Source organism: Enterococcus avium, assembly GCF_002891025.1.
In the GTDB taxonomy this organism is placed as follows: domain Bacteria; phylum Bacillota; class Bacilli; order Lactobacillales; family Enterococcaceae; genus Enterococcus_A; species Enterococcus_A avium.
In genome coordinates, this window is record NZ_NBSL01000002.1 from 38,497 (window position 1) to 50,626 (window position 12,130).

A 12,130-nucleotide genomic window follows, 5' to 3' on the forward strand; every position below is an offset into this window, starting at 1 on the left:
GGGCGAGTTTTCTCAATGAAGTTTCGCTTGACCTGAAATGCGTCCCATAGTTTATGTTACTCTTATGAGGACGAATAAATAGAGGGAGATGACTAAAATGAGTATAAAAATGATTGCAGTTGATATGGATGGAACCTTTTTAGATGATCAAAAAGAATACAATCGGGAGCGATTTGATCGGATTTTCCAACAAATGAAGGAAAAGGAGATAAAATTTGTTGTTGCCAGCGGGAATCAATACGATCAGCTAAAAAGCTTTTTCCCTGTGAATCATGCAGAAATGTCCTTCGTTTCGGAAAATGGAGCCAATATCATTGTTGAAGGGACGCATTACTACAATGCACGACTAGCAATGGATAAAGTATTGGAAACATTGAAGGAAATCAATGCACTGCAACCGATTGTTCTAGTCGTTTGCGGCAAAAAAAGTGCCTATGTTTCAAAAGATATTCCAGATGATGTGTTTCGCATCGTCAAATTTTATTATCCAAGTATAAAAAAACTTGAGCGGCTGGAAGATGTCGCAAATCAAGAGGATGAAATATTCAAATTTGCCTTGACCTTTTCTAATATTGGCATTGAGGAGAAGCTGGCCGCTTTGGAAGAAGTGTTGGCAGATCAAATGATTCCAGTGTCTAGTGGGCATGGTGACATTGACTTGATTATTCCTGGCGTTCATAAGGCCAATGGGTTGGCAAAATTAAGCAACGAGTGGGGCATTGCACCTACTGAGATCGCAGCTTTTGGTGATAGCGGCAATGATATCGAAATGCTGGAATATGCCGGCTTGAGTTATGCAATGGAAAATGCTCAGGAAAAAGTCAAACAAGCTTCAAAGGAAGTGATTGGTTCGAATAATCAAGAGGGAGTTTTGGAAGTGATTGAACAATTGTTAAACAACTAATCAAAGAAAGGGAACTCTAGAACATGATCGTTTTAGAGTTTTTTTTGTTGTACTAGATTTTCGTTTGTTTGCAGTCAATGTGTTAAAATAGGTTGATTCTAAATGGATTTTGAAGATAAGAGTGAAGGATTTAGGAGGACTACACATGATTTTTGATTCTCACACACATTTGAATGCGGAACAATTTGAAAATGAGATTCCAGAGACAGTTGAACGGGCGCGTGAACTTGGCGTGACAGAAATGGCTGTAGTTGGCTTTGATACACCGACGATTGAAAAAAGCTTGGAGCTGAACCAGCAATATGAGGGGATTTATTCCATCATCGGCTGGCATCCGACAGAGGCGGGCAGCTACACGAAAGCAATCGAAGAAGATTTGATCCAGAAATTGACATTGCCTAAGGTTGTAGCACTTGGCGAAATTGGTTTGGATTATTACTGGATGGAAGATCCAAAGGAAGTTCAAGCTAAAGTTTTCCGTCGTCAAATAGCGATTGCAAAAGAAATGAATTTACCTATCAGCATCCATACCCGCGATGCACTGGAGGATACGTATAAAATTCTGAAGGAAGAAGACATTCGCGACATCGGCGGAATCATGCACAGCTTCAGCGGCAGCGGTGAATGGGCGAAGCGTTTTTTGGATTTAGGAATGCATGTGTCTTTTTCTGGGGTTGTGACCTTTAAGAAGGCTTTAGATGTTCAAGAGGCGGCAGCGGTGGTACCGATGGATAAATTATTAGTAGAGACCGACGCGCCTTATTTAGCACCAATGCCTTATCGCGGGAAACGCAATGAACCCGGCTATACCCGTTATGTTGTAGAAAAAATCGCGGAACTTCGGAATTTACCAATGGAAGAAGTAGCACGGCAAACGACGGAAAATGCACACCGCTTATTCAGGATCAAAGCCAATGGATAACAAACAGAAGGAAAAAATTGAAGAAATCATCGTAGTCGAAGGCAAAGACGATACCAAACGTTTGAAGGAAGTTTTTGATGTGGATACGATCGAGACTCGCGGTTCGGCCATCAATGAAAATATCCTAGAACAAATCGAACATGCGCAAGAAACCCGGGGAGTGATCGTTTTTACTGATCCTGATTTTTCCGGCGAAAAGATCCGCAAGACGATTATGGAAGCAATCCCAGATGCTCAGCATGCCTTCTTATCTAGAAGAATGGCGGCACCGCAAAAACGCGGGAGCAGTCTTGGAGTGGAGCATGCTAGCGATGAGGCGATCATCGACGCACTGCACAAGGTTGTCACCCCCGCTGAGAGGGATGAACCAAAAATAGCTAGACAAACGCTCTTAGATTATGGTTTAATAGCGGGAGCTCAAGCCCGTGAACGGCGGGAACGTTTAGGGGATGAGCTGAAGATTGGCTATACCAACGCCAAACAATTGGAAAAACGTTTAACGATGTTTCGGATCACCGAAGCACAATTGCATGAGGCTATGAAGAAAGTTGAGGAAACCTCTTGAACAATTATAAAGACATTGCAACACCTTCTAGAACGAGAGAAATTTTGCAAAAGCATGGCTTCTCCTTCAAGAAGAGTCTCGGTCAGAACTTTTTGACCGAACCAAATATTTTACAAAAAATTGTCGCTACCGCCGAGATCGACGAACACACAAATGTGATCGAAGTTGGACCGGGGATTGGCGCATTGACTGAACACTTGGCTCGTGCGGCTCACCAAGTCTTGGCCTTTGAGATTGATGATCGTTTGATTCCGGTACTAGAAGATACCTTGAGTCCTTATGACAATATTAGCGTCGTGCACAACGACATTTTAAAGGTGGACCTGAAAAAAGAAACCGAGTATTTTGATCAAACGCTGCCGATCAAAGTCGTGGCGAATCTGCCGTATTATATTACGACACCGATTATGATGCACATCTTAGAATCAGATTTGGCTGTTGATGAGATGGTGGTCATGATGCAGCGGGAAGTCGCTGATCGAATCTCTGCAAAACCGGGAACAAAGGCTTATGGCTCCTTATCGATCGCTGTTCAATATTATATGGAAGCAAGTACGGCCTTCATTGTTCCAAAAACAGTGTTCGTTCCACAGCCGAACGTGGATTCTGCGATTTTACGTTTAGTACGACGCGAAACACCTGCAGTCGAGGTGACAAACGAAGCGGAATTCTTCAAATTGACTAAAGCCGCTTTCAATATGCGCCGTAAAACGTTATGGAACAATTTGTTAAGCAGTTATGGCAAAGACGAATTAACGAAAACTTGGTTGGAAACGAGCTTAGAACAAGCCGAAATCGATCCAAAGCGTCGCGGTGAAACGCTATCTTTAGAAGAATTTGCGAGACTGTCCAATGCCTTGGAAGCGAATAAAAAAAATTAATCAACAAGCGCTCGGATTTTTCTTTTGAGCGCTTGTTTTGTTGTAACTTCTTGGCTTAAAGTTAGTTAAGTAGCCATTTGCGAGTAAAAATGTCATCATGGCAACCAATGCTGTTGGCTTATTGGCATTTTGAAGTTGATTTCTAATGATTACTCACTAATCAATAACAAACAATTCATAAGCTTTTCTAATTAAATACACAGGGAATTTGTCAAATAAAACCGAACTACCCTATAATGAGGTACATAAAATCTTTTTGGAGGACACAATGAAAAAATTCATTATTGGACTATTAGTAGTAGCTGTATTGGGTGTTGGCGGCTACTATGCTTATACGACTTTCTTTACTAGCGAAGAAGCACCAAAGCAAGAAACTCGGAAAACAACGATCAAAAAAGCAAAAGAACCAGAAAAAGCCGGCGAAGCCATCAAAGCCAGCGACTATAGCAACACTGATAATTGGCTGGCAAAGCCAACAGAAATCACGAGCCAAGCGGATGTCTTTATGTTGTATCCAACGGCTTACGCACAAAAAAATGAAAATTCATCTCCCGTAGCAAAAATCGATAACCCAACGATGCGTGCTGGAGCGCAAGTATTTCTAGCGACACAAGGTTCAGCCTTTGATACAAGCGGCAATGTTTATGCACCTTATTACCGTCAATTGGATGCAAAATGGCTGCTGACAAAATCTAAAGAAGAACAGGCACAATATACGGATGGTGTTCCTAAAGCAGATGTGATGGCAGCTTTTGATTATTACATCAAACATGAAAACAACAATCGTCCTTTCATTTTAGTGGGACACTCCCAAGGGGCTCGGATGCTCAAAGCCATCATGTATGATTATTTCAAGAATAATCCTGGAGTCAGTGATCGGATGATCGCCGCCTATGTATTAGGTCAATCGGTGACCCAACAAGAAATGAACGACAATCCGCAAGTGAAATTTGCGACAGGACCGGATGATACCGGTGTAGTCATTTCATATAATACGGTTGCGCCAGATTTTACTGGTACTTTGCCAACTTGGGATGAAGGCGCACTAGCGATTAATCCAATCAACTGGAGAACCGATGGCACACCAGCGACAGCTGAAGAAAATCTAGGTTCTTATGTGCGAAATGACAACGGGGATTACTCGAAGGTCATGAATCTTGCAGATGCGACGGTTGATGGAACAAGAGGTCTGGTGGTCTCCTCAACTGTAGATAAAGCCAAATATGAGATGCCGGAAAGTACGCGTAAGATTTTCCCAGCTGGTTCATTCCACAATAATGACATCAGCTTCTATTATTACAATCTGCAGCAAAATGCTGAGAATCGTGAAGCACAATATTTCGCGATGCATCCGCAAGGAACACAAACAACCGATCCAAATCAGCAACCGGCCCAACAAGAACCTCAAGCTATTGATCCGAATCAGCAAACCGTACAATAAAATAAATCAGAAGACGCTGCCTGTCGAAGAAGATAGGCAGCTTTTTTGATCGTGATTAAATGAAGCTTTACTTAGCGGATAAAAAAATTGAAAGAAGATCTTTCTCCGCCAAATATTATAAAATGGCGGAGAAAAAGGAGTGGTTGTGGTGAAAGAATTTAATTATCAAATCTTGGAAAAGTTGTCGTTAAGTTATGAATTATTAAATATGTTTACAAAAATTCGTGAGTACAAAGGAAAGCAAGAGCTTTACATCTCTAGTAAACCTGAAATTTTAAGCAAACTAACTGATCTAGCATTAATTTAAAGCACAGAAGCATCCAAGAAAATCACTCAATTACGAACACCATTGGAAGTATTTTTGAGCTGCATAGATAAAGATATATTGTTTAGCTTAATTTGACAAATCAGAAAATTATATCCTTTTTGTTGGTATGGGTTCATCATGAAAGAAAATGAACCTGGATTTCCTACTACATCTTACGAAGAAAAAGCCGCTTCCCTAAACAGTTTCTCAAGGGTGAGCGGCTTTTAACTATCAATCCAAGCTTTTATCCAAAATAGAGCGTAACACGGTTTCTCTTAGTTCGATTGTGTTTACGTTATTTTCGATCTCGTAGCTTTGAACAAGTAAATCACACAAATATAACTGGGAGATCTTACCTGCCAGTGAAGCGCCATCCAAAAATTCATCGATCGCTGTTTGCAGGACAACGTCAGCTAATTGGGCGATAGGTGACAGTTGGTAATTGGTAATGGCGATGATCTTCGCATGATTTTTCTTAGCGATATTCAAAGAATCATGGGTGTCTTTTGTTCGACCAGACAAGGAGAAGCCGATCACTAAATCCTTTTCGGTAAGCAGAGAAGCGATTTGTGCTTGGAAATGAGGATCGATCACTGAGCGTGATTGGACGCCGACGCGCAGCAGCATTGCTTCTAAATCATTTCCAGTATTACCGCTAGAGCCTACGCCAAAGATATAGATTTGATTGGCTTCGGTAATCATCTGGACAGCCTGTTTAAGCTTATTATTATCCAAACGTTGATTCGTGGTTTTTAAAGCTTTGTCGATGGTTTTAGTACGTTTATCAAAAAAATCAGATTCCTGTGAATCTTCCTGCTGTTTGCTGAAATCTTCTTTAGCGATGGCGATCTTTAAATCTGAAAAGCCAGAAAAGCCAATTTTTTGGCAAAAACGCATAATCGTTCCGTCGCCAACAGTTGCGGCTTCCCTGATGTCGCTCATGGTGCTGTGAACGATTTTTTCACCGCTGGACAAAATATAGTCAGCAATTTTTTTTTCGGATTTTGTTAGGGTCGCATATTTTTCTTGAATTGTATATGAAATGGTCATTCTTTCTCCTTTTTCCTCTCAGTTGTCATCTTCGATTATACGTCAAAAAACTTTTTTTTTCATTTTCTATTTACATTTTTGAAAGCGCATGCTATATTTTTGGAGTAATAATCCAAAATAATTTAAAAACGGAGTGAAAACGGAGCGTGAGAAAAAAAGAGTTTTTAAGTATTATGAAAGGCGGCTTGATTGTTTCTTGTCAAGCTTTGCCAGGAGAACCGTTGTATACAGAAGAGGGGGGGATCATGCCATTAATGGCTTTAGCGGCAAAAGAAGCAGGAGCAGTTGGGATTCGAGCGAACACCGTCAGAGATATTCAGCAAATACAAGAAAAAGTTGATTTGCCGATTATTGGAATTATCAAACAGACCTATCCAAATTCTGACGTTTTTATCACACCTACGATGAAAGAGGTTGATGCGTTAGCGGAAACGAATGTAGAGGTGATTGCCCTTGATTGTACTTTGCGTGAACGTCCCGATGGCCAGACAATGAATCAATTGATTAAACAAATCAAAGAGAAATATCCTAATCAACTTTTGATGGCCGATATTTCAACCTTTGAAGAAGGGGTTAATGCTTGGCAAGCAGGTGTCGACTTTGTTGGTACAACGTTAAGAGGGTATACCAAAGCTGATTCGATCTCAACCAGTGATTTAGTAAAAGCCTTGGTTGATGAGGGAATTCATGTGATTGCGGAAGGACAAATTCATACACCAGAGGAGGCAAAAAGTATTCAGGATTTAGGCGCTGTGGGCGTTGTTGTTGGCGGAGCGATTACTAGACCGAAGGAAATTGCGACGCGTTTTATTCAAGCATTGATGAATGAAGAATAAGGAGGATAAATCATGTTTAAAAAGTTTTCACAGTTAGGACGAGCTTTTATGCTGCCAATCGCGATTTTGCCGGCGGCAGGTTTGTTGTTGGGATTAGGTGGCGCACTGACAAATGAGAGTGCGGTAGCGGCTTATCCATTTTTGAATCAGCCATGGTTGCAAACGATTTTAAGTGTCATGAGCTTTGCGGGAAATGCCGTGTTTGCCAATCTTGCCTTGATTTTTGCGATTGGACTTGCAGTTGGGTTGGCTAAAGGAGATAAGGGGACAGCCGGTTTAGCAGGCGGTGTGGCATTTTTAGTTTATACAGCGACGATCAGCGGGTTATTGGAATTATTTTCTGCTAAAGATGCCAGCATTGATACTGGTGTGGTTGGTTCGATTGTGATCGGTGGAACGGTGGCGTTTCTGCATAATCGTTATCGTAAAATCGAGCTGCCGCAATTTTTAGGCTTCTTCGGAGGTTCTCGTTTTATCCCGATTGTTTCTTCTTTTAGCGCGATTGCGATTGGTTGTGTTTTCTATCTGATTTGGCCGCCGATTCAAAATGGGATGGTGGTCATTGGGCAGCAGGTAGCGCAAATGGGGAGTATCGGAACCTTCTTTTATGGATTCTTATTGCGTTTGACTGGCGCTGTGGGCTTGCACCACACGATTTACCCGATGTTTTGGTACACTTCTTTAGGCGGGGTTGAAACGGTTGCCGGACAATCGATCTCTGGAGCACAGAATATTTTCTTCGCGCAACTTGCAGATTCTAGTCATACGGGTTTATTCACTTACGGAACTCGCTTCTTTGCGGGCCGTTTCGCAACGATGATGTTTGGCTTGCCAGCTGCTTGTTATGCGATGTATCGCGCGATTCCAAAAGAAAATCGCAAGAAAAATGGCGGTTTGTATTTCAGCGGGGCATTGACGTCTTTCTTAACTGGGATTACAGAACCGATTGAGTATATGTTCTTATTTGTTGCTCCTTGGCTCTACGTAATTCATGCCTTCTTAGACGGATTGTCCTTCTATTTTGCCGATATCTTGAATATTAGGATCGGAAATTCGTTTTCTGGCGGCTTGATTGATTATTTGCTATTTGGTGTTCTGCAGGGAAATGATAAGACCAATTGGATCAAAGTGATTCCATTTGGGATCGCTTGGGCATTGATTTATTTCTTTGTCTTCAGTTTTTGTATCAAAAAATTTAAAGTTGCGATTCCTGGTATGGAAAATGATGAGGACATGCTTGAAGTAGCCGATGACTCTGGTTCGGCGAGTTTGAAGGAACAAGCGTGGCAGATCATTGAAGCACTTGGCGGAGATGAAAATATTGAAAACGTGACAGCCTGTGCAACGCGTTTACGCGTGGCTGTAAAACAAGGCGATAAGGTTCAAAAACCGGTATTCAAAAAACTTGGAGCAACTGCGGTTTTTGAAGTTCAAGGTGGCATCCAGGCGGTCTTTGGCGGAAAAGCCGACTTGTTTAGTCAAGAAATCAATCAATTATTAGGACGCGATGATTAATACGCAGGATTGGAGAATAGAAAATGTTTGAACGCTTTAAAAAGAAAAAAGCAGAAGCTTTCTTTGCACCCGTGGATGGGACGTTTGTTCCGTTAAGCGAAGTAGCTGATCCCGTGTTTTCACAAAAGATGATGGGTGAGGGCTTTGGAATTCAACCGGCTTCATCCAAAATCTATGCACCAATCAAAGGAACGGTCACCACGATTTTTCAAACCAAGCACGCAATTGGCTTGACGAGTCAGTCAGGTAGTGAAGTCTTGATTCATATTGGTTTAGACACGGTGGAATTAGCCGGTTCTCCCTTTGAGGTGCATGTTCAAGAAGGACAAGTAGTAGATGAAAATACGCTACTAGTGATTGCAGACTTTGATAAAATTCGGCATGCAGGAAAAGCCGAGGTTGTTTTAACGCTGGTTACCAATGGCGGGGAAAGTTTTGATTTATTGGATAAAAATCAGGTTAAGCATGGGGAGTTGCTGAAGGGATAATAAAATAAAGCCGCGCCACTCTATGAGAAATCTTGAGTGGCGCGGCTTTTATGTCTAATTGATTGGCAAATTTAGGGGTTTGCCAAATCAAATAGGGGGTTAAGTTTATACGTAATCTTGAACAGCTGTTTTACTTTTTACTGCTTGCGAAAAATCGGTAAAGATTCGATTCGTGATATCAATGCCTTTTTCTCGAGAGATATACCAGCAAAAGACTTGGAATGGAAGAATTGCTAGATAGGGTGCTTTAAACTCATCTGTGCAATTTCCTAAGGCCAACGTATTCAGATCTTCGGCCGCACTTGTCCGTAATGAAATGGTAAAGACATGTCCCGTATGCCTTTGCTCGTATGCCTTTAACAGCCCAGCTTTTTCAATGATCTCTGGTTTTGCCGGAGTCTCAATGAAGAACAAGCGGTGCTCTGGATTGATTTCTAGATAAGGCCCGTGCATAAAGGCTTCCAGCTCGACACCCAGTGAAGGGACGCGAATCGTTTCGGAGAATTTTGTCTCCATTTCTTTGGCAGTTCCCGCCGCTGGTCCATAGGCGATCGAGGTGAAGCGGGGAGCCAATTGGAAATCCTTGCGATGTGTCTCAAAGAAGCGAGTGGACTGTTCAATCACATGATTGAAGCGGCTAGTCAGATCTAAAAACTCTTGTAGTTCAGCGGCTTCTTTTTCAGGTGTAATCAAGCCTTTTTTCACGCCGATACGCAGACCTAAAAGCATCAAAGCTAAAACGGTTGCAGAAAAGCCTAGTGTGACGTAGCCCACACGTTCACGTCCAGAAAGGATATCCAAAGTTGAGGTCGTGACTTTTGTTATTTCACTATCTGGAATACTGGTGACCGCCATTGTATGCACGGCATGATGATTCGTAATCTTAGCCATCGCTTCAATCGTTGAGGTACTTTGTCCGCTTTGGGAGATTCCTAAAACGACTTGAAGCTGGGGATCGATTTTTTCATAATGCGTGAAGTTATAGGGCTCTTCAATGGCTAATTTCACATCTGCCATTTTTTCGATATAGTATTTTGCGCTTTTCGCCGCATTGATACTTGAGCCTGTTCCTAAAACGAGCCAATTTGCGGCATCTAAATTTAGTCCGTTAATCGCTGCGTCGATATTAGTAGGGTAGGCATTGATCGCTGCGGTTAAGGTTTCTTGTTCTTCTAAAATATATGACAACATGGTAGGTTTTGACATCATTTTTTCTCCTAAATTGTTTTAGCTGAAATAATCAATCAGAAAATTGGCGATACCATCTTCAACATTGGTATCAGTGATGAACTTCGCGTGCTTTTTCAACTCAGCGACGGCATTGCCCATCGCGACACTTATACCGGAAGCTTGGAGCATTTCTAGATCGTTCATTCCATCGCCAAAGCTGATGATATTTTTCTGCGGGATCACTAAATTATTTTGCACGGCTTGAATCGCCGTGGCTTTATTAACGCCTAAGGGAATCAACTCAAGATTATTGGGATGAGAAGAAGAGACCGATAGCAAATGACTCTCTTCCAAAATTTTACGGACCTGTTCAAGCTCCGCTTCACGTTCATCCGCAATGACGATCCCGTTAACGATTCGCTGGCTGATGGCCATCAAGGTTTCCAGCGAGTCAATAAAAAGAAAATCCTCTTCGCTATTGCCAATCCGCGATTGGTCATTTTTTTGCAAATAGCTTGGCAGCTGCTGCGTGTAAAAAATCGTATGCTCGCCAAAGAAAAACATCGGCAAGTCATGCACTGACATTGTTTGATAGATAAATTCCAAAGCAGCATCCGATAAACGTTTCTTATGCAAAGTCTCATTGATCGAGTAAACACTGCCGTTTGAAGCGATGACCTGTGTGGCGTCGGTCAATTTTTTAGCCATTTCATACGCGGAGGAATATTTTCTGCCGGTAGCAACATAAAATTCGTGTCCTTCTTGCTGAAGTTCAGTGACGACAGATCGCGTTCGTGGAGAGATCTGCTGATCACGGTCAACGAGGGTGCCATCAATATCCATAAAAATTAAATGTTTTTCCATCTATCCTCTTTTCCTTCCAATACCGCAGGATTCGCGAATGATCAAATCTGGCGAATGTGTCTCCAAGGTTTCCAGCGGTTCTTCATTAATCATTTTCAGCAAGCGTTTCACAGCCTGTTTGCCCAGAAATTGATTGTGCTGATTGATCGTCGTGATTCTAGGAATTTGATAATCCCCATCAGGAAAAGCATCGCAGCTGGCGATCGCAATGTCTTTTGGACAAGACAGGTCATGATCAGCCAATGCGCGAAAAGCCCCCAATGCCACACGATCATTAATCGCTAAGACTGCATCAGGCAGGTCACCTTTTTGGATAAGGGTTTCCATATTGTGATAGCCATCCTCTGTATAGAAATCACTCAAAAGAATCAGTGACGGATCAAAGGTGCTGTAGAGCGAGATAACCTTTTCAAAGGCTTGAACCCGTTGTGTCGTGATTTTGACATTCGGTTCACCACCTATAAAGCCGATTTTTCGATGACCAAGAGCTAAGAGATGCTGAACGGAAAGAAAAATTCCCTTTTCCAGATCCCGCTCGATAAATTCACAGCTGCAGTTTGCCTGTTTTTGTCCAATGATCAGGACAGGGACTTGATTGTTCAACTGCTCCAGAGTGTGAAGATAATCAGGATTTGGTTCGTCCCGATCAATTTCACCACCGAGTATCAATACGCCATCGACTTTTTTTTCAAAAATTGTATTGAAGGTATCGCGTTCGGCAAAGCTGCTATCCGCTTTTTTTTGACGGCCAGCAGTCATGGTATTAAAGAGTAAGAGCGAATAATTCTGTTCAACACTGGCTAGTTCGATTTCTGAAACCAATGAGGTAAAGTATGGGTTAGTGATATCCGAAACGACAACTGCAAGGGTTTTCGTCTTATTAGAGATCATCCCGCGAGCTAACATACTTGGTTGAAATCCTTCTTTTTCGATCACCGCTTGGACCTTGGCCCGTTTAGCAGGTGAAACGGAAGGATGGTTATTCAAAACACGAGAAACGGTCGAAACAGACACACCGCTTTCTTTAGCAATTTCTTTGATTGTAATATTTTTTTTCATGAGAGAGCGCCTCCTAGAATTTAGTTTAGGGGAGGAATGAAAAAAATGCAAGATATTTTTGGTAACGTTTCTAAATGTTAAAAAAACTATTGACAGGTGGAATATACACAGGTTATTATGACTGTGAA

At 41.9% G+C, this 12,130-nt stretch carries 13 protein-coding genes; 9 read left to right on the forward strand and 4 right to left on the reverse strand.

What is annotated here, in order from left to right:
* Window positions 1-97: 97 nt before the first annotated feature.
* The 6 genes from AUF14_RS00330 to AUF14_RS22400 all read left to right on the forward strand — a co-directional run bounded on the left by AUF14_RS00330 (window position 98) and on the right by AUF14_RS22400 (window position 5,020).
* Window positions 98-904 carry a Cof-type HAD-IIB family hydrolase gene (locus tag AUF14_RS00330; protein WP_049219616.1) on the forward strand — a complete coding sequence of 269 codons (807 nt, stop codon included), beginning with the start codon at window positions 98-100 and terminating at the stop codon, window positions 902-904.
* Between the two features lie 145 nt (window positions 905-1,049).
* On the forward strand, window positions 1,050-1,826 hold the full coding sequence (locus AUF14_RS00335; protein WP_049219618.1) for a TatD family hydrolase: 777 nt from the start codon (window positions 1,050-1,052) through the stop codon (window positions 1,824-1,826).
* Entirely contained in the window at window positions 1,819-2,391 is a 573-nt protein-coding gene (gene rnmV / locus AUF14_RS00340; RefSeq protein ID WP_049219620.1) for a ribonuclease M5, read from the forward strand. Before AUF14_RS00335 ends, rnmV begins: the two co-directional genes overlap by 8 nt.
* A complete protein-coding gene (gene rsmA, locus AUF14_RS00345; protein ID WP_102865855.1) occupies window positions 2,388-3,272 on the forward strand; it encodes a 16S rRNA (adenine(1518)-N(6)/adenine(1519)-N(6))-dimethyltransferase RsmA in 885 nt (294 codons plus the stop codon). The genes rnmV and rsmA overlap by 4 nt, the downstream gene beginning before the upstream one ends.
* A gap of 268 nt (window positions 3,273-3,540) precedes the next feature.
* Complete coding sequence (locus AUF14_RS00350; protein ID WP_049219489.1) at window positions 3,541-4,713, forward strand: DUF3089 domain-containing protein; 1,173 nt, start codon at window positions 3,541-3,543, stop codon at window positions 4,711-4,713.
* A gap of 148 nt (window positions 4,714-4,861) precedes the next feature.
* The gene (locus AUF14_RS22400) at window positions 4,862-5,020 is read left to right on the forward strand and encodes a hypothetical protein (RefSeq protein ID WP_162531755.1); all 159 of its coding nucleotides are present in this window, start codon (window positions 4,862-4,864) and stop codon (window positions 5,018-5,020) included.
* A gap of 231 nt (window positions 5,021-5,251) precedes the next feature.
* On the opposite strand, the gene AUF14_RS00355 is transcribed toward AUF14_RS22400, so the two are convergent.
* Entirely contained in the window at window positions 5,252-6,070 is an 819-nt protein-coding gene (locus tag AUF14_RS00355; RefSeq protein ID WP_016181082.1) for a MurR/RpiR family transcriptional regulator, read from the reverse strand.
* A gap of 146 nt (window positions 6,071-6,216) precedes the next feature.
* Here AUF14_RS00355 and AUF14_RS00360 point away from each other — a divergent pair, with 146 nt between their 5' ends.
* From AUF14_RS00360 to AUF14_RS00370, 3 genes are read left to right on the forward strand one after another with little or no spacing between them, the layout of a single operon-like run.
* A complete protein-coding gene (locus AUF14_RS00360; protein ID WP_049221104.1) occupies window positions 6,217-6,906 on the forward strand; it encodes an N-acetylmannosamine-6-phosphate 2-epimerase in 690 nt (229 codons plus the stop codon).
* A 12-nt stretch (window positions 6,907-6,918) separates the two neighbouring features.
* The gene (locus tag AUF14_RS00365) at window positions 6,919-8,421 is read left to right on the forward strand and encodes a PTS transporter subunit EIIC (RefSeq protein ID WP_016181080.1); all 1,503 of its coding nucleotides are present in this window, start codon (window positions 6,919-6,921) and stop codon (window positions 8,419-8,421) included.
* A 23-nt stretch (window positions 8,422-8,444) separates the two neighbouring features.
* Window positions 8,445-8,909, forward strand: a complete 465-nt coding sequence (locus tag AUF14_RS00370; protein WP_049221110.1) for a PTS sugar transporter subunit IIA — start codon at window positions 8,445-8,447, stop codon at window positions 8,907-8,909.
* Between the two features lie 105 nt (window positions 8,910-9,014).
* Here the strand turns inward: AUF14_RS00370 and AUF14_RS00375 are convergent, their stop codons facing one another.
* From AUF14_RS00375 to AUF14_RS00385, 3 genes are read right to left on the reverse strand one after another with little or no spacing between them, the layout of a single operon-like run.
* On the reverse strand, window positions 9,015-10,115 hold the full coding sequence (locus AUF14_RS00375; RefSeq protein ID WP_049221112.1) for an SIS domain-containing protein: 1,101 nt from the start codon (window positions 10,113-10,115) through the stop codon (window positions 9,015-9,017).
* Between the two features lie 21 nt (window positions 10,116-10,136).
* The gene (locus AUF14_RS00380; protein WP_049221114.1) at window positions 10,137-10,943 is read right to left on the reverse strand and encodes an HAD family hydrolase; all 807 of its coding nucleotides are present in this window, start codon (window positions 10,941-10,943) and stop codon (window positions 10,137-10,139) included.
* Entirely contained in the window at window positions 10,944-12,002 is a 1,059-nt protein-coding gene (locus tag AUF14_RS00385; protein WP_049221115.1) for a LacI family DNA-binding transcriptional regulator, read from the reverse strand. It lies immediately after the preceding gene.
* Between the last annotated feature and the right edge of the window lie 128 nt (window positions 12,003-12,130).

Excerpts from the sequence above, each read along its gene's own strand:
- AUF14_RS00375 (WP_049221112.1), bottom strand. The coding sequence starts at position 10,115 with ATGTCAAAACCTACCATGTTGTCATATATTTTAGAAGAACAAGAAACC.
- AUF14_RS00370 (WP_049221110.1), top strand. The coding sequence starts at position 8,445 with ATGTTTGAACGCTTTAAAAAGAAAAAAGCAGAAGCTTTCTTTGCACCC.
- AUF14_RS00350 (WP_049219489.1), top strand. The coding sequence starts at position 3,541 with ATGAAAAAATTCATTATTGGACTATTAGTAGTAGCTGTATTGGGTGTT.
- AUF14_RS00355 (WP_016181082.1), bottom strand. The coding sequence starts at position 6,070 with ATGACCATTTCATATACAATTCAAGAAAAATATGCGACCCTAACAAAA.
- AUF14_RS00335 (WP_049219618.1), top strand. The coding sequence starts at position 1,050 with ATGATTTTTGATTCTCACACACATTTGAATGCGGAACAATTTGAAAAT.
- AUF14_RS00365 (WP_016181080.1), top strand. The coding sequence starts at position 6,919 with ATGTTTAAAAAGTTTTCACAGTTAGGACGAGCTTTTATGCTGCCAATC.
- rnmV (WP_049219620.1), top strand. The coding sequence starts at position 1,819 with ATGGATAACAAACAGAAGGAAAAAATTGAAGAAATCATCGTAGTCGAA.
- AUF14_RS00385 (WP_049221115.1), bottom strand. The coding sequence starts at position 12,002 with ATGAAAAAAAATATTACAATCAAAGAAATTGCTAAAGAAAGCGGTGTG.
- AUF14_RS00330 (WP_049219616.1), top strand. The coding sequence starts at position 98 with ATGAGTATAAAAATGATTGCAGTTGATATGGATGGAACCTTTTTAGAT.
- AUF14_RS00380 (WP_049221114.1), bottom strand. The coding sequence starts at position 10,943 with ATGGAAAAACATTTAATTTTTATGGATATTGATGGCACCCTCGTTGAC.